This is a genomic window from Ottowia thiooxydans, assembly GCF_040548795.1.
Lineage (GTDB): Bacteria > Pseudomonadota > Gammaproteobacteria > Burkholderiales > Burkholderiaceae_C > Ottowia > Ottowia thiooxydans_A.
Map to the genome: position 1 here is coordinate 115,607 of NZ_JBEPSH010000004.1, position 24,691 is coordinate 140,297.

Consider the following 24,691-nt stretch of genomic DNA (forward strand, 5'->3'; position numbering starts at 1 on the left):
TATATGACATACAAAACGCTGACCAGCGCATTCTTGAGCGTCGGCATGGTCGCACTTGCGGCCTGCTCCACTGGGACCACAAAAACGGCTGAAACCACCGCTCAACCAGTGTCTTTGCTAGCGTCAGGCGCATTCACCAACGCCCACGCCGAACTTCAACCGCTCTACCTAAGTGCGATAAGTGCCCCTGTTAAAGCCGAATTCGGATCATCGTTGGCTTCAGTCAGTACATCGGTACCCGCGCGCTTGCAACGCGGCGAGAGCGCTGATGTGGTTCTGATCTCAAAGAGCACATTGAATGATCTCGTTAAGAAGGGACATGTGCAGGCGGGAACACAGGTCGATCTGGTGCGCTCATCGATCGGACTGGCAGTTCGGGCCGGAAGCCCCATCCCCAGTATCAAGACGGTGGATGAGTTCAAACAAGTCTTGTTGAACGCAAAATCCATCGCCTACTCCGCCAGCTTGAGCGGCGTTTACTACGAGAAGGAACTGCTGAAACGGCTTGGGCTGCAAGCAGATATCCTGCCAAAAAGCAAGAAGGTCATTGGCGAAAAAGTGGGACAAGTGGTCGCAAGAGGAGAGGCCGAAGTCGGAATACAGCAAGTCAGCGAGCTTGTGTCCATCGCTGGGATCAGCCTTGCTGGAAAAATTCCTGAGTCTGTTCAGCAATACACGGTCATGTCGGCGGGGATCTCAACCAAAGTGACCAACCCCTCAGGCGCCAAAGAACTGCTGGACTTCTACAAGAACTCTCCGGAGGCTCACAAAATCTATATACGCAACGGGCTGGAGCCTGCGGGCAAGTGAGCACGCTGGTCAGTCCGGAACATGCCGTCCCTCCTGTGCTTCATTTTCGCGCTGTCGGCATAGCCGAAAAATAGCCCCCACGCTTCCCCCGCTTCGCGAGGTCCGCTGCCCCCCGAGGGGGTGCCTTTTATTTTGGGGCGGCCCGGCAATAAAAAAAAGCCCGCACGCGGCGGGCTGAATTTGTCCCCTTGGAGAAACCCACTCGGCGCTGGACCTGGCGCCGAGCTTGAACGAGTTACCTGTTGTAGGCAGTTTCCCCGTGGCTGCTGATGTCAAGACCTTGACGCTCTTGCTCTTCGGTGACACGCAGACCCACCACCATATCAACGACTTTATAAGCCACGAACGAGACCACAGCGGACCACACCATGGTCAGCAGGACGCTCTTGATCTGGATCCACACTTGTGCGCCCATGGCGAAGGTGTCAGGCGTCAAGCCGCCCGTGCCGCCCAGGCCCTGTGCCGCGAACACGCCGGTCAGGATGGCACCGATGATGCCGCCCACGCCGTGGACGCCGAAGACGTCAAACGCATCGTCAGCACGGAGCATGCGCTTGAGGCCACTCACGCCCCACAGGCATACGAAGCCCGCGATCGCACCAATCACGATGGAGCCCATGGGACCCACGAAACCGGCAGCTGGGGTCACGGCCACCAGACCTGCCACGGCACCGGAAGCGGCACCCAGCATGGAGGCCATGCCTTTGTGCAGCGACTCACCAATGCACCATGCGAGGGTTGCAGCGGCTGTAGCCAGGATGGTATTGATGAAAGCCAGGCCAGCGTTGGCATTGGCAGCACCTGCCGAACCTGCGTTGAAGCCGAACCAGCCTACCCAGAGAAGCGATGCGCCAACCATGGTGAGTGTGAGCGAGTGCGGAGTGAACGCTTCACGTCCGAAGCCGAGTCGTTTGCCCAGCATGTAGGCACCGACCAGACCGGCGACACCGGCGTTGATGTGCACCACGGTACCACCAGCGAAATCGAGTGCGCCGTCCTTGCCCAGCAAACCACCACCCCAGACCATGTGCGCAATCGGCAGATAGCTGAATGTGAACCACAGCACGGAGAACAGCAGCACGGCGCTGAACTTGATGCGTTCGGCAAACGAGCCGACGATCAGTGCCACAGTGATGGCCGCAAACGTGCCCTGGAACGAGATGAACACGTACTCAGGAATGGTCGCCAATGCGCCGAAGGTCTCTTGCGACACACCCTTGAGGAAGAGCTTGTCGAAGCCGCCGTAGAAGTTGCCTTCACCGCTGAATGCCAGGCTGTAGCCGTAGACTGCCCACAGGATGCTGATCAGCGAGAAGATGACGAACACTTGCATCAGCACGCTCAACATGTTCTTGCTGCGTGCGAGGCCGCCGTAGAACAGTGCCAGACCCGGGATGATCATCAAGATCACAAGCAGGGTAGAGGTGAGCATCCAGGCAGTGTCGCCTGAGTCCACCTTAGGTACAACTGCTGCTGGGGCGGCTGGCGCTTCAGCGGGCGCGGCAGCGACTGCTGCAGACGCCAGCAGAATCTCTACAGCACGAGCTTCGTCAGCGCTGCCCACTTTGGTGGAGTCTTCGGGCTTTTTAAGCTCGATGGACGCTTCAGGCACGCCGGCACTCTTGAGTGCGTCGCGCACCGCGAAGGCGCGATTCTTGGCCAGTTCAGCGTTGGCCGCGGGATCACCAGACGTGTCGGTGTAGCCCGATACCAGGAGCTTGGCGCCGCTGTTGGCCGCCACGTAAGCTGCAGCGCCCTTGACGACATCCTGGCCTTGCGGACCCACTTCTGCCGCACCGGTTTCAAACAACACCTTGGACGCGGGGAAATCCGCTGCCATGGTGGACACACCGGCGAACATGGCCAGCGCGAAAAGGAAGAATGAAAATATACGTTTCATGATGCTGTCGCTCCAGATAATCACAGGGCGTCGACGCCGGTCTCGCCGGTGCGGATACGCACCACTTGCTCAATATCGGTGACAAAAATCTTGCCGTCGCCGATCTTGCCGGTACGTGCCGAAGACTCGATGGCTTCGATGGCACGGTCGACGATGGAAGCGTCCACCGCAGCTTCGATCTTCACTTTGGGCAGGAAGTCGATAACGTACTCAGCGCCCCGATACAGCTCGGTATGGCCTTTCTGCCGACCAAATCCTTTGACTTCGGTCACAGTGATACCTTGTACGCCCAGTGACGAGAGCGCTTCTCGCACTTCGTCCAGTTTGAAAGGCTTGATGATGGCGGTGATCATTTTCATGATGCTTTTCTCCAGTTGAATGCCGCTGGGCGATCAGAAGGTGTACTTGACGCCGACGACCAGGCCTGTACGGCCAGTGAAGCGGCCAGAAGGCGTGACGTAAAGAGATTTGTCGGCGTCGGTTCCGACAATGGCAGCGCTGGCTGTAAAGCCATTGCCGAAATCCTTGCCGACAGTGATGGAGTAGTCCGTGTAGGAGGCTGCACCATTGTTTTTGATCCACTGGCGGCCCACGTGCGGTGTCACGGACCAGCCATTGCCCAGATCGAAGGCCGCGGAAACATCCAGGTAGCCACTGTTCTTGCTGTTGTCGAAGCCGAACAGGTTGGTCACCGAGTGCGAGTACTTCACTGTGAGCATTTGCCAGGTCACCGCGCCGTAGATCTCGGTGGTGTTGGGGCTGATGGACAGCTTGTGATCGGGGTACATGTAGCGCAATACGCCGACGTCATAGCCGATAGGGCCGGCTGTGCCTTTGTAGCCGCCGTAGACGTCCCATTCAGCCGATGCATCGCCACCGGCATCCTTGATCCACTGGATGGAGGTGAGCCAGGTGCCGACGTAGAAGCCGCTGGCATGCGAATAGTCGGCGCCGGCAGAGATAGCTGGCTTGAGGCGGCTTTGTGAAATTCCGCGGTAGCGGTAGTCGCTGGTCAGCGCGGCGTTAAAGGACAGAGAGCTGGCTGGTGCGGCAGCAGGTGCGCTTTCGGCCGGTGCTGCAGCGGTCTGGGCAGACGCGCCGAATGCGGCGGTCAACAGGGCCAGGCCAGCGATGAGTTGATGCGATTTGTTGAATGCGGCGGTCATGCTTACTCCAAAGGGTTGTCGGGGACTCCGCCATACCTTAAGCAGGGAGCATGCCAATTCGCATTCAGAGGTGTATGAGGCGATTCAAAGTGATCGAAAGTCTTGAAATGCACCGATTTGGTGCTATGAGATAAAAGGGTGCATGCTTTTTTGGGGCATGGATTCAGAAACTGGGGTTAACTGGTTGTTACGGGATGCCCTAAAAAGGTGTGGGGTGGAATTGCTGGCAAATGTGCAGATGCCGGTCGCCTCGAATCGTCCAAGCGAGGATCCGAAGAAGGCTTTGACTATGGGGGTTGCGGTGCTTCACATCGACCTTCTGTGTAATAACTTAGGTCGGAGGCCGGGATGTGCGCCCGGCGGCGCACCTACTTCTTCTTTGCTCCGCCACCGGATGGCCGGCCCCTCGCTCTGCGCTCCTCAGCACGTCCAGAGGGGTGGGAGACCCATACAGGCCATTGCTGCGCTCGGCCCTCCAATAGGTAGTCGCTGCGACTACGTTGACCAGACCTTTAATCGACAGTAATTTTGGCGATCTTGACGATGCGGGTGTACTTATCGACGTCTTTCTGGATGTGCGCCACAAAGTCGGCTGAGGTGCCGCCAGCAGGGATCAGGCCCTGGGTTGCGAATTGATTGCGCATGGCGGGCACTTTCAAGGCGTTGACGCTCTCTGCGCGCAGCTTCTCGATCGCCGCGGCAGGAGTGCCTGTAGGCGCGAACAGACCGAACCAGGCGCTGGCTTCATAGCCTTTGACACCTGCCTCATCCAGCGTGGGGATATCGGGCAAGGAAGGTGCGCGGGTTGCGCCGGACGTCGCCAGGGCTTTCAGTTTGCCGCCCTTCAGCAGGGGCTGCACGGTGGGGATGTTGATGATCATGGCGGCGACGTGGCCGGCCGCGACATCGGTGAGCGCTGGTGTGGCGCCTTTGTAGGGCACGTGCACCATGTCCAGATCGGCCATGTTCTTGAACATCTCTGCGGCCAGGTGCGACAGACTGCCGTTACCGGCTGAGGCGATGTTGAGCTTTCCGGGGCGAGCCTTGACGTAGGCGATGAACTCCGCCACGTTGTTGACAGGAAGATCGCTGCCCACGACCAACACGTTGGGCGCTGTGGCGACCAGAACGATGGGTGCGAAATCCTTCTGCGGGGAATAGGTCAGCTTGGTGTAGAGCGCAGGCACCACGGCGTGCGAACTGGCGTTGCCCAGCAGGATGGTGTAGCCGTCAGGCTTGGATTTGGCAGCCCGGTCGGACGCCAGAATACCGCCCGCGCCGGGCCGGTTGTCCACGGTGAAGGGTTGCTTCAGGCTGGTGCTGAGCTCTTGTCCCAGCAGCCTTGCCAGCACATCTGAGCCATCGCCGGGTGGCGAAGGAACCACCAGGGTCACAGCACGGTTGGGGTAGTCATTGCTTTGCGCCTGCAGCGCGCCGCTGAACCCGGCGCTGCAGAGCAGTGCGGTGGTGAAGATCGCGGCGCGCCGTGAAAAATCGAGGTTCATCATGTCTTGCATCCTTCGTTTCAGATTTACTGGGTACCGAAATATCAACTCAATGTCAGCCAAGGCCAAAGAACCGGCGTGCGTTGCCTGCCAGGATGTCCTCGCGCTCGGCAACCGACAGAAATTCCGCGTCGGCGACGAGCTGACCGATCTGCTGCTCTCCCAACGGGAAGGGGTAGTCAGAACCCAACATGACGCGTTCGGCCCCCATCACCTCGGTCAGCAAGCGCAGGGCTCTGGGCTCGAACACGGCGCTGTCCACGCTGAAGCGGTCAACGTAGGAAGATGGGAGATTGGGGCAGTCCTGGCGAACGATGTCGCGATGCTTCCAGGCGTTGTCCACACGGCCCAGGACAAAGGCAAAAGCGCCTCCGCCGTGAGCAAAGCACAGCTTCAGCGAACGGGGAATACGTTCAAATGCGCCAGACAGAATCAAGGACAGAATGCCAAGCTGCGTTTCCGCAGGCATGGCGACCAGCCAGGGAAGCATCCACTTCTTCATTCGCGCACCCCCCATCATGTCCCAAGGGTGGACCAGCACTGCAATGTCGTTGTTGGCACAGTGCACGAGGAAGTCCACCAGGTGCGGATCGTCCATGTCGCGATCACCAAGGTGGTTACCGATCTGCACGCCGACATGGCCGGTGGCCTTGGCCCTGCTGGCTTCCGCGCATGCCAGATCCAGGTCTTGCAAAGGCACCTGGGCCAGGACCTTGAGGCGCTCGGGATTCGCACTGGCAAACTTCAGGGCGTGGTCGTTCATTCTCTGCGCCCAGTCCGCAGCCACTTTGGGCGGCGCGCTGTAGCCGAACATGATGGGCGTGGCGCAACTGATCTGGATATCTACGCCTTGCGCGTCCATTTCCTCCAGCCGCGCGTGGGCATCCCACAGCACCCGGTTGACCGGGCGAAACGGCTTGTCGCCCGCCATGATCTGTCCACGTTCGCCATCGGGATCTATACGCAGCCAGGGGCCGCTTTCCGCATTCAAAATGGCCGCTTCCGCCTGCGTCAAGTGCGGAAAGTGGTGGGCATGCATGTCAATTTTCTGGGGCATCTTCTCGCCTTATCTCGGCTTAGAGTGAGGGATTGGCCACATCAAGACGCTGATGCCAGGTCTTGAAATCGCGGCCAGGGTGGACCTCGCCGCACTGCGGGCAGGTGCGCTCTGCATCGTTGGTCGCGTAGAAGGCGTCGTAGACGGGCGGCAGGTCTGCCACGATGCTGTGCAACTGCATCTCGTAGCGTTTGACGACGGTGCCGCAGCTGGCGCAGCTCCACTGCAATGCATCGTGCTCGCCCAAGGGGCGCTGGCGCTCTATCACCAGGCACAGGCTGTCGGCTTCCGGGCGCTGCGGCGAATGGATGGTGTGAGGCGCCATGAGGAACATGTCACCTTCCTTCAATTCGACCTTGTCGTATTGCCCCCGGTCCCAGATCAACAGGGACGCGTTGCCCTTGAACTGGTGGAAATACTCCTCCACCGGATCGTCGTGGAAGTCTGTTCTTTGATTGGGACCACCCACCACGGTGACCATGAAGTCACTGTCCTTCCAAATCTGCTTGTTATTCACCGGCGGCTTAAGCAGATGGGCGTTGTCATCCAGCCAGCGATGGAAATTGAGGGGGCGACCGTACTTGTATCTCATGGGATGTTCTCGTTCTAAGTGGAAGGGCTCATACCGAAAGGCACTCAATCGATAAACACCGTTCGGGCTGAGCTTGTCAAAGCCTTGTGCGGCGCTTCGACAAGCTCAGCGTGAACGGTTTTTGTGATGCATGAGTTGTTGAAAGCAAAGCTATCAGGTGGCAGCAGACAAGGGCTTGTAGGCCACTGCCTTGATCTCGATCAGCAGGTGCGGATGAGGCAACTGGTGCACGGCTACTGTGGTGCGCGTAGGGCCGGTCTCGTCGAAGAACTCGGCATAGACCTGGTTGTAGCCCCCAAAGTCATTCATGTTCACCAGATAAGCGTTGATCTCCACCAGGTCAGACAGGCTGGCACCGGCGCTGGCCAGGATGTCGCCAATGTTCTGGATGACGGCGCGGGTCTGCACGCGGATGTCCAGCGCGGTGGTGCCCATCTCGTCCACCTGCACACCCGCGAAACTGTTGTCTGGCAGGCGTGAGCTGGTCCCTGAGACGAAGATGAAATCGCCCGCACGTTTGTAGTGCGGAAAACGCCCGCGCGGTTTGGCTTTGCCGGGAACAACCTGGGCCTGGGTAGCTTGATTCATGATGCAGATCCGGTAAAGAATTCGACCCTGTCCAGGCCATTGATGTCGCAGCGAATATGGGCGCCAGGTGCGAGCGCATGGGCCGCGGTCGCGGCACCCGCCATGACCAGAGACCCTGCGGGCAAACTGCGTTCACACGAACTCAGAAGCCGCGAGGCTTGCACCAGGGTGCGCAGAGGGTGACCCAGAATGGCGGCGGTGGAGCCCGACAGCACGAGCCGGCCATTGACCGTCACACCCACCCCGGCGTTGCCCAGGCCCTCAAACCGGCGTGACCATGGGCCCACCACCAGGCCAGCCGACGAACAGTTGTCTGCGACCACGTCCTCCAGAGTGAATTTGAAGTTGCGGTAGCGCGAGTCAATGATCTCCAGCGCAGGGGCCACAGCCTCCACATAGTCAGCCGCCTCCAGAGCCGTGATAGGCCTGTCTATGGTGCGACGGGTCAGAAAGCACACTTCGGGCTCCACCCTCGGATGAATGTAGCGGCCCAGATCAACCGTGCCCCCTTCTTCTTCGATCATGGTCTCTGTCAACCAGCCCCAGATCAAACTGTCGACGCCCATCTGAATCATCTTGGCGCGGCTGGTAAAGCCCAGCTTGATACCTCTGATGCCGTCACCGCGCGCTACGCGGCGCTGGATCGAAGCGCGCTGAATTCGATAGGCATCTGCAAGATCAAAACTGCCTGGGGCAAATTGATCGACCGCCTGGGCCTTAACTGCTGCATCGTCCAGGACGGCGGCAGCGTTCGCAATGGCATTTCCACTCATGCTGCCGCTCCTGGTGCGCCTTGTTCACGCGCTTTGATCATGTCCAAGGCCACATCCACAATCATGTCCTCCTGGCCACCGACCATGCGGCGCCGACCCAGTTCACAAAGAATGTCGAAAGCAGGTATGCCGTATTTTTCAGCGGCGGCTTCACTGTGGCGCAGGAAGCTGGAATACACCCCGGCATATCCCAAAGCCAGCGTTTCGCGGTCTACCCGGACTGGACGCTCCTGCAGAGGCCGCACGATGTCCTCTGCGGCATCGATCAGCTTCTTCACATCGCAGCCGTGGTTCAAGCCCATGCGGTCCACAGCCGCAATGAACACCTCCAGCGGCGCATTACCCGCCCCGGCCCCCATGCCCGTCAGGCTGGCATCGATGCGGTCGCAGCCATGCTCCAATGCCACCAGGCTATTGGCCACACCCAGGCTCAGGTTATGGTGGGCATGCATGCCCGTCTGCGTGGTGGGTTTGAGCACGTCCTTGAAAGCCTTGAAACGGTCGGCGATTTCATACATGTTCATGGCCCCGCCCGAATCCACTACGTAGACACACTGGGCGCCGTAGCTTTCCATCAGCTTGGCCTGTTCGGCCAGGCCTTGCGGCGTGTTCATGTGGCTCATCATGAGAAAGCCTGTCGCATTCATACCGAGCTTGCGCGCATATTCGATATGTTGGCGCGAGATGTCAGCTTCGGTGCAATGGGTCGCCACGCGCACGACCCGCGCTCCGGCGTCGTACGCAGCATGCAGGTCATGGATGGTGCCAATGCCGGGCAGCAGCAGCGTGGCCACCTGGGCATGTTGGAGCACCCCCGCCACCGCCTCGATCCACTCCAGATCGGTGTGGGCTCCAAAACCGTAGTTGAAACTTGACCCACGCAGGCCATCGCCATGCGCCACTTCAATGCTGTCGACCTTGGCCTCATCCAGCGCCCGGGCGATGTCCACGGCTTGCTGCAACGAATACTGGTGGCGTATGGCGTGCATGCCATCGCGCAAGGTCACGTCGGAAACATAAATTTTCTTGGTTTTATCGAACATGGTGGGTCCTCAGGCCGGATTCAGGGCCGCCAGCATGCGGACGGCTTGCTGCTCTGCAGTTGCCAGAGCGGCGCTGGTCATGATGTCAAGATTGCCGGCATAGGCTGGCAGGTAGTGCGCCGCACCTTCGACTTCCAGAAAGATGCTCACTTTCAAGCCCGGCAAGAGGCCCAAGCCGGGCACATTGAGCGGCCGGTTGGCGTCAAAACGTTCGAACTGCACTTGCTGCTTCAGGCGATAGCCCGGCACATAGGCTGCGACATCGCGGACCATCTGTTGCACTGAATCGGCAATGGCCTGCTGGTCGGCGTTGACATCAGCCAGGCAGTACACCGTATCGCGCATGATCAGCGGTGGCTCCGCCGGATTGAGCACGATGATGGCTTTGCCGCTCTTCGCACCGCCCACATCCACGAGAGCCTTGGAGGTGGTTTCGGTGAACTCGTCGATGTTGGCACGGGTGCCAGGACCGGCTGACTTGCTGGCAATGGAGGCCACAATTTCCGCGTAATGCACCGTAGCCACGCGCGAGACAGCACGCACCATGGGAATGGTGGCCTGCCCCCCGCAGGTCACCATGTTGATATTGGGTGCATCCAAATGATCCTCCAGGTTGACCACGGGCACCACATAGGGACCTATGGCCGCTGGAGTCAGGTCGATCACCTTGATTCCGTGAGGCGCCAGCAAGGCGTTGTGGCGCGCATGCGCACCTGCACTGGTGGCGTCGAATGCAATGCGAATGTCACCAAATCCCGGTAGTTTCAGCAGGCCCTGGATGCCATCGGAGACTGCCGGAATGCCCATTCGGGTGGCTCGTGCCAGGCCCTCGGATTGCGGGTCAATGCCCACCATGGCCCCCATGCTCAGGTGCTTTGCGTTGCGTAGCACCTTGATCATCAGATCCGTGCCAATGTTGCCTGAGCCAATGATGGCGACGGGTATTTTCTTGTCCTGCGTATTCACGTGATGACTTTCTTGACTGAGTTCAGTTGGCGGGACTGAAAACGGCGTCCACCGAACCGAGGCCTTCGATGTGCGCACTGAAGACATCGCCGGGCTGCGCCACCACCATGGGACCGAGAGCACCGGTCATCACGACGTCGCCCGCACGCAAAGGTGCGCCCAGCGTGGCCATGGTGTTGGCCAACCAGACAGCGGCATTGAGCGGGTTGCCCAGGCAGGCGGCGCCTATGCCGGTAGACACCTGATCTCCACGGCGTTCCATGGACATGCCGCAACGGATCAGGTCGAAATCAGACAGCTTCACCGGGCGTGAGCCCAGAACGAACAGACCGGAAGACGCGTTATCCGCCACGGTGTCCGTCAGCCGAATGTCCCAATTGGCGATGCGGCTGCCCACGACCTCAATGGCGGGCAAGGCATAGGCCGTAGCTGAGATGATGTCCGCCACGGTGTGTCGGGTGTGCGGCAGATCGCGTTCCAGCACCAGGGCAATCTCGGCCTCTACCTTGGGTTGCATGAGACGGTGAGCAGCAATTTCCTCCCCGTGTCCCACTGCCATGCTGGCGAACAGCGCACCGAAATCGGGTGAGTCCACGCCAAGCTGCTTCTGCACTGCCAGCGAGGTCAGACCGATTTTTCGGCCCACCAGGCGCTCCCCTGCGGCCAGCCGGCGCTGGGTGTTGAAGGTTTGCACGGCATAAGCCGTGGCCAGCGCGTCCCCCACTGTACCGCCTGCAGCAGCGGCAGCAGTGATGGCGTCACGCAGAGGCTGCACAGGCGTTGCGGTCTGCTCGGCCTGCCACAGGGCGTCGGCCATCTGTTCAATGCTGAGAGTCATGTCTCTTGATCTTTTGAAGAGGGGTTTTTGTAGAAGGAAAACTCGATCTCGACGGCAGCGCCCAAAGGCAAGGCCTGCACCCCAACCGAGGTGCGCGCGGGTGGGGGGACGTCAGAGAGCGTGGCTTCCCAGATGGCATTGATCTGGGGAAACGCCGCAAAGTCGGTGGTATAGATACGCGCCAGCACCATGTCCTGCAGACTCAGGCCATAGTCGGGAAGAGCCAGAAGCAGGTTATCAAAGATGCGCTGCGTCTGGGCCGCCGTGCCTCCAGCCACCAACTGCCCAGTGGCGGGATCCAGGCCCACCATGCCGGAGACGCTGTAGTGTGCGCCCGCCTGCACGCAAGGGGTGTAGTGGAATTTGGGCGCCGGAATGGCCGATGAACTGTGTCGTTTCATGAGAGGCGAATGCAGATATTGCTGATCTCTGAATAAAAGTCCAGCGAATGCCGCCCGCCCTCCCGGCCCAGGCCCGACAGCTTGGCACCGCCGAACGGGGTGCGCAGGTCGCGCAGAAACCAGGTGTTGACCCAGGCAATGCCCACACGGAACTGGCGCGAAACATTGTGAGCGCGCTTCAAGTTGGTGGTCCAGACGCAAGCAGCCAAGCCATAGGGACTGTCATTGACGCGGGCAATCACCTCTTCTTCGGTGTCGAAGGGAGCGATATGGCAGACCGGGCCAAAAACTTCTTCTCGTACGCAACGCGCGGTGTCCGGCAAACCTGTCCAGATAGTGGGTTGCACAAATGCCCCCTGGTCACGTTCATCGCCGAAGTGCGGAACTCCACCGCCGGTGACTACCGTGGCACCTTCCTCGACTGCGAGCTTGAAATACGACAAAACCTTGTCCCGATGGCCGTGGGAAATCAGCGACCCCATGTTCACGCCGTCTTCATCGGGATAGCCAATCTTCAGCGCCTCGGTTTTTTCCTTCAGGGCGGCGACGAAGCGATCAAAAATAGACCGCTCGACATAGACGCGCTCGGAACATAGGCAGACCTGGCCAGAATTGGTAAACGATGAGCGGATGACCCCAGCCACGGCCTCGTCGAAATCCGCATCGGCGAATACCACCGCTGCGTTCTTGCCTCCGAGCTCGAAGGAAACCTCGCGCACACCCTCTGCGGCCGCCTTCATGATGGTGCTGCCGGTGCGCGACTCGCCTGTGAAGGTGATGGCGTCCAGTTCAGGATGGCGGGTGAGGAATTCACCGGCCGAGTCGGGGCCAAAGCCATGAAGCAGGTTGAACACGCCAGGCGGAACGCCGGCCTCATGCATGACCTCAGCCAGCAAGGTGGCCGACGAGGGCGTTTCTTCTGACGGTTTGACCACGACAGTATTGCCACATGCCAGCGCAGGAGCCACCTTCCAGGTCAGCAGCAGTAGCGGCAGATTCCACGGCGAGATGATGCCGACCACACCATGCGGCTTGCGCACGGTGTAGTTCATGATGTCCTGGCCATCGGCTGTGCGCATGTCGAAGGTCTCGCCGCCTGCCAGGCGCGCGAGATCCGCAAACGTCCGGAAATTGGCCACGCCCCGGTAGACGTCGAGCGTGCGGGCCTGAGCCACCGGGCGTCCCGTGTCCGAAACCTCGGCGGCCACGAAGTCTTCGAAACGGCGTTCAATGCCGTCGGCCACCTTGTGCAAAACTGCGGATCGTTCCGCCGGGGACATACGGCCCCAAGGGCCGCTCAATGCCTGCCGCGCCGCATGAACGGCGCGATCGACCAGGCCCGCGTCCGCCTCATGGACATCGGCCAGTTTGACGCCGTTGATAGGGCAGATATTGGGAAAGGTCTTGGCCGTGGTGACGAATTGGCCGTCCACGTAGTTGCGCGTGGGCGAAAGAGAGACGGGCCAGGGAACAGCGTGCGACAAAGTGGAACTCCCGCAAAAACCATCAATGGTGGGAACGCCTTCAAGGAAGCTCTCCCAGGCGTCTTCTATAGATGGACTGTAGGGAGAAATGCCCGCTTTGGATAATGAAAGAGCGGGCGCTATCTATAACCAACAGGAATACTTGACCATCCTCAAGAATTCAGGCCCGCACCATGTTGACCGCACCGCATCACCACAATGACTTACCGGGTCTCAGTTGACGGACTGTTGGCTATCAGCTCCAGCCGCACGCTTTCGCCCACTTCGTGCAAGGTCTGTAGCAGGCGCTGAGTGGCCGCTGTAGGTGTGCGCTCTGCATAGAGGGTGTAGCCCACCTTGCCGAAGCTGCTGGCCAAGCGCAGAGGCAGGATGCTGAGAAGGCCGGAGCGAACAAATTGCTCGGCGACCGCGTGCGGCATCAGCGCCACCATGGATGACTCCAGCAAAAGCTCCAGGTTGGTCAAAATGGAGACGGATTCCACCAGACGCTTAGGCGCCACCAGCCCTGCGGCCTCAAAGAATGCATCGGCTGAACGCCATGCGGCGGACTCCTGTGTGGGGACAATCCACGCCATGTTCTCGAGTTGGTGAGGGTCAATGCTCGGGTCACCGGCCAGTGGATGATCGCGTGCAACCACTGCGCACAAGGTTTCGTCGTACAGAGGAACATGGGTGAGGTTCCCTGAGGTACCTTCGGCCTGGTTGTCCGGCAACAGCCCCACCACCACATCGACCACGCCACGCGCAAGTTCCGGAAAGAGCACATCGTTGGAACCTACGCGAACCGTGACGATGACATTGGGTGCCGTTTCGTGCATGCGGACCACCGCGCGGGGCAACAGTCTGGCCGAGGCTGAAATCAGCACCCCTACCACCACCTGTCCGGAGACACCGTTGCTCCAGGCATTCACGTCGTCTGCCAGGAACCGCAAGTCAGCCAGCAGAGACTGAGCGTGGCGTTGCAATAATACGCCAAACTCCGTGAGCTTCACCCCCCGCTTTCCCCTGGTGAAAAGAGATTCGCCGAACTGGGCTTCCAGCTCGTGCACCGACTTGCTGACCGCTGGCTGAGTCATGTGCAGTGCCCGTGAAGCAGCCAGGATAGACCCGGTCTCCACCACTTTTTCGAAAATGGCCAGTTGCTGCAGCTTGAGTCGGCGCGCCAGGGAAAGCTTGGAGTGTTCCATGAGCCGACGATAACGTATTGACGCGAATCAGCGTGAGATGCATCACTTGCGCAACGCTTGCGCATGAGGTGGGACAGGCTGAGGCGAGATCCGGGCTCGCCCTCACCGATACAGAGGATTCATACGCTAGTGTGGAAAATCCATCAACCCTAGAGCTATTAAGACCTCAGACATTTCGATACTTTGATGCCCAAAACCCTTAGACTTGGTTGGCCCATTCACCGGGTAGATCCAAGGGCTGGAGACGCGGTGGTGACCTTTGGGCTGAAATTCCTAGCGATGGCGGGAATCCAGAGGCTGCAACTGGAGTTCATTGGCCTTGGAAGTACCCAGCTTCTCGGCCAGAAGGCGAGCCACTGTGCGAAGCCGCTGCAAATCGGACTCGCCGACCTTGTTTTCCACCACTTGGCTGAAACAGCAGAGCGTGCCATAAACACTGCCGTCTCTGAGCAAAATCGGAGTGCTCAAATGCGTGCCGATAGGAAAGGCTGGGGCAGGTGCTTCGCCTCGTTCTATGAATGGCCCAGCATCTGCCATGAACTGAGGCAGGCGGCCACTCACCACATGTTGGCACCAGGACTCTTCTACAGGGTCTGAGTGACCGACCTGCACCAGGGTGTTGCCCGGCTTGGACTCCACCACCCGGAAGGTTCTGCGCCCGTCCTGGATTTGCGAAACAAACACTACGTCCATATTCAGATGTTGGCGGAATATGGCCAGGGCTTCGCTCACATTGGGATGAACCAGAGGCTCTACGGCGTCGCTCGTCGCCACCAGAAGTTCGGAAACTCGAACATCAATGTCGGAAGGGTCGTAGTCCAGAAATTGCAAAGCAGACCTCGCACGTCAAAAATGATGTAGAAATTATTACTGCACATCCAATGAGGCGCCGCAGAGCTTTGTAAAAGTCAGTCCCTGTCCAAGCCCATTGTGACCATCGCTTGCAATTAGGAAGGCTCCGGTAACGCCTTGATGGCCCGCAGGATGTGGCGGGTGATACTCTGGCGCTTCGCAAGGTCGCCGAGTCGGTTCGGGGTGTCGATGTTCAATGCGAAGAAGACAGGGCCGCTGGCCCATTCAACCCAACCGACCCACCAACCGATCTTTCCGGTCCAACCGGTTTTGGCGCGCAGTATCCAGTCAAAACCCGCTTCACTCACCATGACGTCTTTGACCAACCTTTGGTGCTCGACTTTGAAAGGCAATTGATTGCGGTAGAGCTTCTGCAAAAAAGCAATCTGCTCAAAAGAGGAAATGGCGAGGTCGCCCTCAACCCAGAACGGTTTCTCGCCAGTGGCCACCGCATTGCCGTACGCCAGCTTGCGCATATAGGTGGTCTCACGCGCATCGCCGAGCTCTTTTGCGAAGCGCTCGTAGACCCAGACGGTGGAATTCCTCATCGCCGAGCGGAGATTCTGGTCTGCATTCCACGCTTCGACCGAACGCTTCACGCCGTCCCACGGAACCAGCTGAAATTCATCCCGTAACAGCCCAGCATCCAGCGCGAAAAGACTGTGCGGAATTTTGAAAGTGGATGCAGGCGAGTAACGCCGCTCTGCACGCACGGCGTTGCAGACATACTCCGTGTGCGAAGGACTCCGAGCATCAAGCACCACGATGCTGCCCTCGGCATCAGCTTCCTTGAAAAAACGGGACCATTCGCCTTTTTCCTGGCGCTGTGAAGCTATGGTCGCAGCTGGAGCCAGGCCTGATGCCAGTGCGGACAAGACTAGATTTCGTCGGTTCATGCCCGTAGTTTAAGTACAGTGGGCACGCCAAGCTAAGCCAACGGATGCAATTAGCAGCTATGCAGCAAGCAAGTCCTCGTGCGCGATGGCGGTCAGCGCCCGGGCCAGATGAGCCCAACCCTTGGACTCCGCCAGCATCAGCACAGTACGTCCTGAGGCATCGACGGCGTCCAGGGGATTCATGCGTCTGAAAACTTCGGGCGCGACGTACAGACCAGTGGCTTGCATGGCATTGAAAATCTGTTCAAAAGACACCTTGCGCCCACTGGCTATCCAGGCGTTGAGCACCGACAAGTGCCCGTTGCTGATGGCAAGATCCAATGCGTCTGAGCCATCGCCTACCATGAGTTGCCGCCCTAGCAGCATCGAGAAAACGCCCGCATAGCCAAACCGCGCTGCATCACGCAGGGCGTTCGGAAAACTCAGCGGATCCAGTTTCGCGGCGTCAAACGCGACCAAGAAGGTATTGGCCACCTCCTCGCTGGCTCCCGAAGCCAGCATCTTGAACAGTACATTGAAGTGACCTCGGCGACCTGCCTTCTCGAGCATGGCTTGGTCGTGGGCATGTTGGTCTGCAGCGGGGGTGGTAACGACAGGATAGGCATCAGCCTGCAGCTCCATGGCGATCAGTGCTTCGGAAAGACGGTGCCACCCGTACCAGGACGCAGCCCTCAGAACAATACCCGCTGACAACTGGATGGCCTGGAGACTAGGGTAGTCTCCGTGAAGGCCGATCGCCTGCATGGTTTTGAGGATGAGTGGGTAGGGTACCTGGCGTCCACTGGCCATCCATGCGTCAAGCACCGAAAAATGACCATTAGCGATCGCAAAATCCAACGCGCCCAGACCATCGGTTCGCCTCCAGTCTGCGTCGATTCCGCGCCGCAACAGAGTAGACACCATGCGCGCGTTGCCATAGCCCGCCGCGGCAACCAACACGTTGGGATGGATTTTCCAATTTTGATTCAATATCAGCTGTTGGGCTAAATGGGTCCAGCCACTTTCAGCCGATCGCATCAGTAAGAGGTTGTTCCAAGCTTCGACTTTATCCAAGGTGGGATGCTTGCCAAGAAAATCTGCCGCCTGAGGCGTATTGAGGATCAGCTGATGGGGAATCTGGCGGCGAGCGGCCGCCCAGGCTTCCAGCACTGGAAAGTGGCCACGCTTGACGGCCAGATCCAAGGCGCTCCGGCCATCGTCGCGCCTCCAGTCTGACTCGACACCGCGCGCCAGCAGGATTGACACCACGCGCGGCGACCCCAGGTACGCAGCCTGAAGCAGGACCTGCGGATGGATGTGCTGGTTAGGATGATAGGCATCGAACGCTTCAAAGAAAGTCTCGATGAGCTCCTCCTTGACGCCTGCAGAAAGCCAGCTGAATAACACGCCGAAGTGACCGCGGCTGCCTGCAATGCGGAGGGTGGACTCGTCTACAGGGCCTGGTGTATTGGCTGCGCGGCCGCTAGTCTGCAACCCGTCCAACAAGCGCGCGACGATGAGTCCATGGCCATGATCGTTGGCGATACTCAGCGCGGTTCGGCCGTCTGGCGCGAATACATTGAGCGCCCCATGCTGAAAGCTCAGTACGTCCACAAAAGCGTGAACGGTATCAAAGCTTCCCTCCATGACGGCGAGCATCAATGCGGTGATTCCATCCGGTCGAGCCTTGTTGATCTCCACTTCCGATTGCAGGTATTGCATGAGCGCTCTGCAAGTGAAGGAGCACTTGCCCCGCGCCGCCAGCATCAACGCGGTCATACCATCGGGGCGAGCCAGGTTGACGGCTGCTGCAGACTTCAATTCGTTCCCCAGCACACAGACCAATCCCGGCGAACCGAGGGAGGCTGCATACATCAGTGCCGTCATATTCTCATGATCAGCATGATTGATGTCCTGCGGCTCCAGCCTGCACGCCAGCGCCTGAACAGCGCCTGGGCACACATGCTTGACCGCCAGGATCAGTGCGGTTGTCCCGTCGGGACCAGCGAAATTGATCGCCTCTGAGGTTTCCAACCCGTCCATCAGTACCTTCAAGGCATCAGCATGGTCTTTCATGGCCGCCAGCATCAGTGCAGTAGTGCCTTTCTCGTTAGCGGCGTTGAGGATGGCGCCAGCATCCATCCACGCGATGACGTCTTTCACTCTTCCAACGCTGGCGGCCTGTCTAAGCGAAAGATTCTTTTGCTCCTGACTGCTCAATGCATACGGGAGGGTGACGGTCAATGTCCCCATCAAGACTGCGGGTGGAAACTCAGGGAAGGATTGCGCAGATGCCTGTTTGTCTGCTTGCATCGAAGAAGCGATACCAGAGGTGGCAATGCCGCGGCGTCCGTCCATAGGCGGGTGAGAGGTTCTCAATGCATGCGTGTTGCTTGGGGGCAAGGGAGAATTCATCGGGTGGGCAGCCATAGGGTTGGCCGTGACGTCACGTGGCATATGAACGCTTCAAAGAAATAATGTGTCGTGCTTGAACTGATACCAGGCCTTCAACGGTCACTACTGTCACTACCGTCAAACCTGTCACTGGCGCCGCCACCGCTGCCATCGCCACTTGGTGACGTTGCGCTATGACTCGGCGAGAAGCGTCAAGGCCCACGCCGGTTGCTTGATGGTAGTCAGCGCTTGAGTCAGATACGTCCATCCATTCAACTTCGCCAGTGTCAACACGGTACGTCCTGTTGCATCGACGGCGTCGAGGGGATCGAAATGCAAGGGCCCGCCGTAAAGACCTGTGGCCTGCATGGCACTGAAGGCGAAGGTGGTCCGTTGGAACGAGGATTAAGTACGAACTTGCATGGCCACCATCCTGAAGATGGTGGCCATGCCCTGCTTATTCAGCGCATGGGCCGCAGCCTATCGTTTTGTGACGCTCAGAGCCTGGACCAGATGCGTCCAGCCATTCGCAGTGGCGTGGGCAATTACCTCTTCTTTGAATTTCTCGAAGGAATTCTGATTCGAGCTATCTGCTTCAAATCTGCGCCCTTGCGGAGTCTTGAGGATGACTTCTTGGGGGATCCCATGCCCATTGGCCGCCCATGCGTTCATCACAGAAAAGTGTCCATTCTTGGCAGCGAGAGCCAATACGCCCTGACCATCGGCCTTTGCGACGTGTGCGGCGGTTCCGCGCTGCAGCAGCATCGAAACCAGGAGCGCATGTCCGGCCTCGGCAGCCTCAAGCATCAGAGCCGGATAGACGTTCGGGCCTTTTGAGGCGGCATCGCACCCTTCCAGGAAACTCTCCGCAAAATTCTCTTGGACTCCCGAAGTAAGCCACCTGATCAGCAGCCCCTTGTGACCTTGGCCACCGGCGATACGCAGCGTCAATTGATCCATGGCATCGGAGGTGTTGGCGGCGCGGCCGTTAGTCTGGAGCTCATTCAACAATAGCGTGACGAGGTCATGGCGGCCGCGATCGTGTGCAATGCTCAACGCGGTACGGCCATCGGCCGCGAAGACATTGATCGAACCGGGGAATGGGCGCAACGCTTTCACTAAAGCTTCTACGGTGCCGCTCGATTTGGCGCCGCTAGACGCAACCGCGAGCATCAACGCAGTCCTGCCATCGGGCAGAGTTTGATTGATCGCCTCCGGCGTATTCAGGCTCTTCAACAGTGCACTAACAACGCCGTCGCTGGCGCACGAAGCTGCCACCATCAGCGCGGTCATGCCATCCGAGCGCCGGTAGTTGATGTTATCTGGCGACGACAGTGCCTTCGCCAATACCTCGACACAAATGGGCTTGTTGAGACGAGCCGCCAACGTAAGGGCGGTGTTGCCATCTGGGCCAGGTTGATTGATCTGAGCAGCTGTTAACCGCGCCACCAGCACGTTGACAGCGGAAAGTTGTGCCTTACTTACCGCCTGCTCGACTGTAGTACCGCGGTAAGCCCCCATAGACGCATGCAAAACCCGTGCAGGGTTGATTTGATGACTCTTAACCGCCAGCATCAGTGGTGTCAATCCTCCAGGCCCAGGCTTGTGGATCTCCGCGCGCGTCAGCTTGCTCGCCAGCACCTTCACGATATCGAGTTGGCCATTCCCAATGGCTATGGTCAGTGCGGTAGTGCCGTCTGGAGCAGCCAGATTGATCGCCTCTGGCGTATTCAATTTTTCCACGATCAGCTTGACAATGTCGACGTGCTTCCTAGAGGCCGCTAGCATCAATGCGGTTTGATTGTCTTTGGCGAATAGGTTGAGATCTGCTGGCGTCATCAGGTGCACGAGCTTCTTGGCGGCTGCAGTGTTGCGGCGCCAGATCGTCAACATAAGTGGAGTATTGCCTTCGGAGTCGAGTGGGTTGAGCTCGCCCGGCCCTGCCGTAGCTGCCGCTGCCGCGAGACTGTCAAGATCGCCACTTGAGGCAGCGGCGATCAGTTGGCGTTGGAGCACATCGCGAGCGTAGTCGCTTGCGCTATGGCTATTGGGCCCATGCAAAAGCGGGAGGGCGGATACAGTGTCGTTCAAGTGAGCTGCTGGCGACAAGCTTTCGAGATCTTGTGCCCATGATTGCTTGTCGGCTTGTAATGACAACGCGACGTGAGCGTTCGAGACTGCAGTGCGCTCGTTCGAAGGTTGATGCAGTGCGGTCGATGCAGTCATCCCGCCGGTGGGCGGATGGTGAAAAACGGAGTTGGTAGAGGGGGTCGCGCTTGGGTGAATTGGCATATGTGCCCTTTAAAACAAAGAATGGAAATATCCGGGTTATGCGCGTGGCGACTGTCAAGTACGACACGATGGATACTGAGAACAAGCTTTGGAGGCGACTACGCGTGCTTGCGCATTCGAAACCTCACGGAAAGGCTGTTGAAAGTAAGTAACACCGCCCGCCGCAAAGTTCCACACCATCTCACCGGGCAGTAAGATTGAAGGTCAATACGGACCAAAGCCCAACAGAATTAGCCGCCAAAGGCTGTCGCGGGGTAATGAGAAGAACTTCGTAAACGCTGGCTATGCACGCGTTTCAAATAGTTGGGAAGAAGAGGTGAAGCGCTGCGCAGCCGCTCTACTTAAAAATGCGGCTCAAACGCGCCATGTCCAAGGGCTAACTTCACGACGGTATTCCCGGTGGTCAGGATGGGGGTGGTCTCTTCAGCCCACCGAAGGCCCGCCAGCTCTCTGACCCGTTCGGGGTTGAACCGCTAACGTCAATGCAGCATGGTCATGATTGCATGAATACGTCGATCTGCTTTGTCATCAGCCATACCGAGTTGCGGTCCATCGATAAGAGCTGTTCGGGCTGTGAGTGTCAACGCCTCTCTGCGCCTGCCGCATTGGCCTCGCGCGGGACTTCGACAGGTCCAGCGTGGCCGTACGTCCTCGCCACTGTCAGTGCTGACTCCATCGCGAACTTCAGAAGCAAGCTGCTAACGTCGCTAGTTACTTGAAGCGCGCTCAGCAGGTCAGCGTAGGTCTTGCTCAGTTCCTCATGACCTCCAGCGGCCGCGCCCACCAGCTCGCCCCCGACAAAGCGCACAGCCGCCTCTGGTTTCATGAGACTCACCAGCTTCGTGAGACAGCCCGTGTGTCCGCTCTCGGCGGCTTTCTTCAGTGCGGCTTGGACATCGGAATCTTTGCGGTCGATTTCGCCCTGCGGCAGCAGGCCGAGAAGTTCTGTGAAGCAATCGGCTTGACCGCAAAGAGCCGCCATGTTCAATGCAATCAAGATATCCAACTGTGCGTGGTCCATCGCGCTTTGCGTATTCAAAAAGGCCTTCAGTTTCTTGACTGATTCAACGTCTCCTCGACCAGCGGCCAATGCGAGTTCGCTGCGAAAAGACTTGACCCCATTTGAGGTCCCGAGGAGTTTTTCTGAATCAATGGCTTGCGAGCCCTCGGCCGGTGACGTCTCGCCTGCTTTCAGGGACTTCTGTTCGTCATTCAGGACCACCGCTCCTGCCACGGGTGATGGGCCAGAGTCCCCGGTATGCGGCCAAGTGTTGACAGGGGTTTCTGTCGCGGCTTCGGTCGCTTGCCTGGGACAGAAATATTGGAAAAATTCATACAGAGCCGCGAACACGAAATTGCCCTCTTCCCTCAAGCTCCGGCTTTGCTGACCAGTCCCTACAGATACCGCAGGGTCGTTGCCGGATGTCTGGGCGGTAGAAAGTGGGGTTGCAGCCTGCGGATAGAAATAATGAGAGACTTGATTGAAAGCTTCGAGCGTGGTGGTCATGATTTGTTTTGACAATGAATGTGTCTGCATACTGAAAAGTGCCGACGCGATGGGCTCTAATGAACTTGGTTCAGCCAATGGGCCAATTGCGTCATTCCGCATGAAATGGCCAGCATCTGAACGGTACTTTCCGAGAAGTCGACTGCGCTGAGGAAATTGAAGGGACTGAGAGGCTCCTCGTTCGGACCCACGGCATAGAGGCCGGTGGCTTGCATGGCCTCAACAATATCCGGGACATGAACGCCATGGCCCTTGGCAAGCCGATCGTTCAGCAGCGAAAGGGGTGCAACTGCATGGTTGATCTGCAGATGGATATCACTCAAGGTTTGGGCCAGGTGAGCCCATCCATTCGACTGTGCCAGCGCCAGCAGGTTAAGCCCTGATGCGTCCACCGCAAGTACGCGATGAATTCCCAGCGCTTTCGCCCCATATCGACCTGAAGCTTGCATGGCAGCAAAGATGCGTTCAGGGGTAACGCGGTGCCCACAGGCCAGCCAGGCGTTCAGTACCGATAGGTGGCCGTTCTCGACCGCCAGGTCCAATGCGGTTCGGGCGCGCCCATCTGTCCTAAGGGTATCGGCTTCACGCTTCAGGAGTTCCAAGGCAATGCGCGCATATCCGCAGTTGGCGGCCTCATGCAGTGCGTAGTCATGAATTCTGGGGGGCAGCTTGGCAGCACTGAAGCCATCGAAGAATGCCTTGACGATCTCCTCGCTTTCGCCCCAGAGTCCAATTTCGGTGAACAGCAGCTCAAAATTCCCTTGTCGGCCAGCAGTGCGCAGGTCCTCATCTGAGACACGAGGAACGTCAATAACCCCGTCAAGAGTCTTTTCCCGTTCGTACATGAGTGCTTTAGCCAAATGGACCCAGCCATTCTGTGTGGCTAGCATCAGCAACGCACTTCTGGCTTTTTCCAAGCGATCCAAAGCTTGGCCGGGCTGTCGATCCTGCGCGTTTGGGTGACCAGCAAGGTGCGGCAGCGATGGTCGCAAGCTTGCGACCAGCATTTCTGCTGACTCATGACCCAAGCATTTAACGATGATTTCAGAAGGCACCGTGTGCCCAGCGGCCATCCAGGCCTCAAGCACCGAAAAATGCCCTCCCCTGGCAGCCAGATCCAGGGGGCCCAGAAAATCTTCCGTCACGACTGCGGTGTTGGCTCCGCGCCTCAGAAGTATCGACACCACGCGGCTGCACCCAGCCTCTGCTGCATGAAGCAGCACCTCTTGGTCAATCTGCCTGACGTTGTGAGCCTCATCAAACGCTTTGAAAAAGGTCTCTGCGAGCGCTTCATGGGCTCCTGAAGACAGCCATTTAATCAGCAGTCCAAAGTGACCGGATTCACCTGCGATCCGGAGGGTGACCTCATCAACGACAGGAGACGACCCGGCTGTGCGGCCATTGAACGTCAACGCATTCAACAACAAATTGACCGCTTCATGATTCTGGTGATCGTATGCAATGCTCAGCGCAGTATGCCCGTCAGGCGTACAGGCATTGATCGCGCCTTGATGAGGGCGCAATTCACTAACCATGGCTTGCATGACCTCCCAGCTATAACGGCCATGGGGAATTGCAGCCGCCAGCATCAACGCAGTGCGGCCATCGGCCATGGGTTGGTTGATCGCATCCGGTGTTTTCAGGGATTTCATCAGCATCAGAACAGGGTAGGCGTTCCCCCATGAAACGGCATGCATCAGTGCGGTCATTCCATGGTCGACGTAGTTGATCTGATACGGCGTGAGGCGCTTTGCGAGCACCTTCCCGCATGCAAAAGACCTATCGCGAACTGCCAACATCAACGCGGTCCCTTGAGCCCCGGGAGCGTTGAGCTCTGCCGGAGTCAGCGAGCCCACCAGCAGCTTGACCATTTCGGTAGATTCCAATCGAACCGCCAATGTCAATGCCGTGTTTCCATCAGGGCGGGGCAGGTTGATCGCCTCCGGTGTGCCCAAGCGATTGATCAACAGCTTGACGATTTCGGTCCGTTTGAGCTGAACCGCCAACGTCAAGGCTGTGTCGGGACTGTGGTCGAGATGATTGATCTCAGAGGGGGCCAGCTTGCCCGCCGCAACTTTGGCATTCTCAACGTCGCCGTTCCTGATTGCATCCATCAGTTGCTCACGGACCACCTCGCGAGCGCGGACGATCCCGTGTTGCACACCATCATTCTCAAAAAATACCACTACGGAGAGCGACGCGGCTCCAACGATGCGCGGCACATCATCCTGACCTGGGCTGCGGCCGAAGACCGGCGGCCTGGAGATACTTGCCGATACGGAAATCCCAAGATCCTCGGCACAGGCCTGGCTGTCTGCCTGCATGGACTTGGCAAGGCCGGTTTGAGAGACTGCGGGGTAACCATCAGCGGACTGATGTGGTGCACCGATTGCGTCTGATCGGCCTGTGTTCGAGGTCGGACCACACGGGTTGGATGAAGCAGAAGAACCGGATGAACGGC

At 58.6% G+C, this 24,691-nt stretch carries 23 protein-coding genes; 2 read left to right on the plus strand and 21 right to left on the minus strand.

Features of this window, described 5'->3' with window-relative positions; genetic code table 11:
- The first annotated feature begins 3 nt into the window (after positions 1 to 3).
- Entirely contained in the window at positions 4 to 810 is an 807-nt protein-coding gene (locus ABIE13_RS10200) for a molybdate ABC transporter substrate-binding protein (protein ID WP_354443040.1), read from the plus strand.
- Positions 811 to 1,045: 235 nt separating this feature from the next.
- Here ABIE13_RS10200 and amt read toward each other — a convergent pair whose 3' ends face one another.
- From amt to ABIE13_RS10305, 21 genes are all read right to left on the minus strand, one after another.
- The gene (amt, locus tag ABIE13_RS10205) at positions 1,046 to 2,710 is read right to left on the minus strand and encodes an ammonium transporter (protein WP_354443041.1); all 1,665 of its coding nucleotides are present in this window, start codon (positions 2,708 to 2,710) and stop codon (positions 1,046 to 1,048) included.
- A 20-nt stretch (positions 2,711 to 2,730) separates the two neighbouring features.
- Positions 2,731 to 3,069: a P-II family nitrogen regulator gene (locus tag ABIE13_RS10210; protein ID WP_354443042.1), complete on the minus strand. Its 339-nt coding sequence runs from the start codon at positions 3,067 to 3,069 to the stop codon at positions 2,731 to 2,733.
- 33 nt (positions 3,070 to 3,102) lie between these two features.
- A complete protein-coding gene (locus tag ABIE13_RS10215) occupies positions 3,103 to 3,876 on the minus strand; it encodes a TorF family putative porin (protein WP_354443043.1) in 774 nt (257 codons plus the stop codon).
- Positions 3,877 to 4,388: 512 nt separating this feature from the next.
- On the minus strand, positions 4,389 to 5,384 hold the full coding sequence (locus tag ABIE13_RS10220; RefSeq protein ID WP_354443044.1) for a Bug family tripartite tricarboxylate transporter substrate binding protein: 996 nt from the start codon (positions 5,382 to 5,384) through the stop codon (positions 4,389 to 4,391).
- Positions 5,385 to 5,436: 52 nt separating this feature from the next.
- A complete protein-coding gene (locus ABIE13_RS10225) occupies positions 5,437 to 6,438 on the minus strand; it encodes an amidohydrolase family protein (protein WP_354443045.1) in 1,002 nt (333 codons plus the stop codon).
- A 19-nt stretch (positions 6,439 to 6,457) separates the two neighbouring features.
- Positions 6,458 to 7,030 (minus strand): 3-hydroxyanthranilate 3,4-dioxygenase, encoded by a 573-nt coding sequence (locus ABIE13_RS10230; protein WP_354443046.1) that lies wholly within the window; start codon positions 7,028 to 7,030, stop codon positions 6,458 to 6,460.
- A 153-nt stretch (positions 7,031 to 7,183) separates the two neighbouring features.
- Positions 7,184 to 7,618, minus strand: a complete 435-nt coding sequence (locus tag ABIE13_RS10235; protein ID WP_354443047.1) for a RidA family protein — start codon at positions 7,616 to 7,618, stop codon at positions 7,184 to 7,186.
- On the minus strand, positions 7,615 to 8,391 hold the full coding sequence (locus ABIE13_RS10240; protein WP_354443048.1) for a 2-keto-4-pentenoate hydratase: 777 nt from the start codon (positions 8,389 to 8,391) through the stop codon (positions 7,615 to 7,617). The genes ABIE13_RS10235 and ABIE13_RS10240 overlap by 4 nt, the downstream gene beginning before the upstream one ends.
- Positions 8,388 to 9,434, minus strand: a complete 1,047-nt coding sequence (gene dmpG, locus ABIE13_RS10245) for a 4-hydroxy-2-oxovalerate aldolase (protein ID WP_354443049.1) — start codon at positions 9,432 to 9,434, stop codon at positions 8,388 to 8,390. Before dmpG ends, ABIE13_RS10240 begins: the two co-directional genes overlap by 4 nt.
- Positions 9,435 to 9,443: 9 nt before the next feature.
- Complete coding sequence (locus tag ABIE13_RS10250; RefSeq protein WP_354443050.1) at positions 9,444 to 10,400, minus strand: acetaldehyde dehydrogenase (acetylating); 957 nt, start codon at positions 10,398 to 10,400, stop codon at positions 9,444 to 9,446.
- Positions 10,401 to 10,422: 22 nt separating this feature from the next.
- Positions 10,423 to 11,238: a 2-keto-4-pentenoate hydratase gene (gene mhpD, locus ABIE13_RS10255; RefSeq protein WP_354443051.1), complete on the minus strand. Its 816-nt coding sequence runs from the start codon at positions 11,236 to 11,238 to the stop codon at positions 10,423 to 10,425.
- Entirely contained in the window at positions 11,235 to 11,639 is a 405-nt protein-coding gene (locus tag ABIE13_RS10260) for a RidA family protein (protein ID WP_354443052.1), read from the minus strand. Before ABIE13_RS10260 ends, mhpD begins: the two co-directional genes overlap by 4 nt.
- Positions 11,636 to 13,123, minus strand: a complete 1,488-nt coding sequence (locus tag ABIE13_RS10265) for a 2-hydroxymuconic semialdehyde dehydrogenase (protein ID WP_354443053.1) — start codon at positions 13,121 to 13,123, stop codon at positions 11,636 to 11,638. The genes ABIE13_RS10260 and ABIE13_RS10265 overlap by 4 nt, the downstream gene beginning before the upstream one ends.
- Before the next feature lie 203 nt (positions 13,124 to 13,326).
- Complete coding sequence (locus ABIE13_RS10270; RefSeq protein WP_354443054.1) at positions 13,327 to 14,310, minus strand: LysR substrate-binding domain-containing protein; 984 nt, start codon at positions 14,308 to 14,310, stop codon at positions 13,327 to 13,329.
- A 273-nt stretch (positions 14,311 to 14,583) separates the two neighbouring features.
- Positions 14,584 to 15,141, minus strand: a complete 558-nt coding sequence (locus ABIE13_RS10275) for a GAF domain-containing protein (protein WP_354443055.1) — start codon at positions 15,139 to 15,141, stop codon at positions 14,584 to 14,586.
- 116 nt (positions 15,142 to 15,257) lie between these two features.
- On the minus strand, positions 15,258 to 16,058 hold the full coding sequence (blaOXA, locus tag ABIE13_RS10280; protein WP_354443056.1) for a class D beta-lactamase: 801 nt from the start codon (positions 16,056 to 16,058) through the stop codon (positions 15,258 to 15,260).
- 57 nt (positions 16,059 to 16,115) lie between these two features.
- Positions 16,116 to 18,494 carry an ankyrin repeat domain-containing protein gene (locus tag ABIE13_RS10285; RefSeq protein ID WP_354443057.1) on the minus strand — a complete coding sequence of 793 codons (2,379 nt, stop codon included), beginning with the start codon at positions 18,492 to 18,494 and terminating at the stop codon, positions 16,116 to 16,118.
- Positions 18,495 to 18,623: 129 nt separating this feature from the next.
- Positions 18,624 to 18,800 carry a hypothetical protein gene (locus tag ABIE13_RS10290; protein ID WP_354443058.1) on the minus strand — a complete coding sequence of 59 codons (177 nt, stop codon included), beginning with the start codon at positions 18,798 to 18,800 and terminating at the stop codon, positions 18,624 to 18,626.
- Positions 18,801 to 18,911: 111 nt separating this feature from the next.
- Positions 18,912 to 20,723: an ankyrin repeat domain-containing protein gene (locus tag ABIE13_RS10295; RefSeq protein WP_354443059.1), complete on the minus strand. Its 1,812-nt coding sequence runs from the start codon at positions 20,721 to 20,723 to the stop codon at positions 18,912 to 18,914.
- Positions 20,724 to 21,303: 580 nt separating this feature from the next.
- Positions 21,304 to 22,230 (minus strand): hypothetical protein, encoded by a 927-nt coding sequence (locus ABIE13_RS10300; protein ID WP_354443060.1) that lies wholly within the window; start codon positions 22,228 to 22,230, stop codon positions 21,304 to 21,306.
- 56 nt (positions 22,231 to 22,286) lie between these two features.
- Positions 22,287 to 24,344 (minus strand): ankyrin repeat domain-containing protein, encoded by a 2,058-nt coding sequence (locus ABIE13_RS10305; protein ID WP_354443690.1) that lies wholly within the window; start codon positions 24,342 to 24,344, stop codon positions 22,287 to 22,289.
- On the opposite strand from ABIE13_RS10305, the gene ABIE13_RS10310 reads away from it, so the two are divergent.
- Positions 24,267 to 24,629 carry a hypothetical protein gene (locus tag ABIE13_RS10310; protein WP_354443716.1) on the plus strand — a complete coding sequence of 121 codons (363 nt, stop codon included), beginning with the start codon at positions 24,267 to 24,269 and terminating at the stop codon, positions 24,627 to 24,629. The genes ABIE13_RS10305 and ABIE13_RS10310 overlap by 78 nt on opposite strands.
- Positions 24,630 to 24,691: the final 62 nt, after the last annotated feature.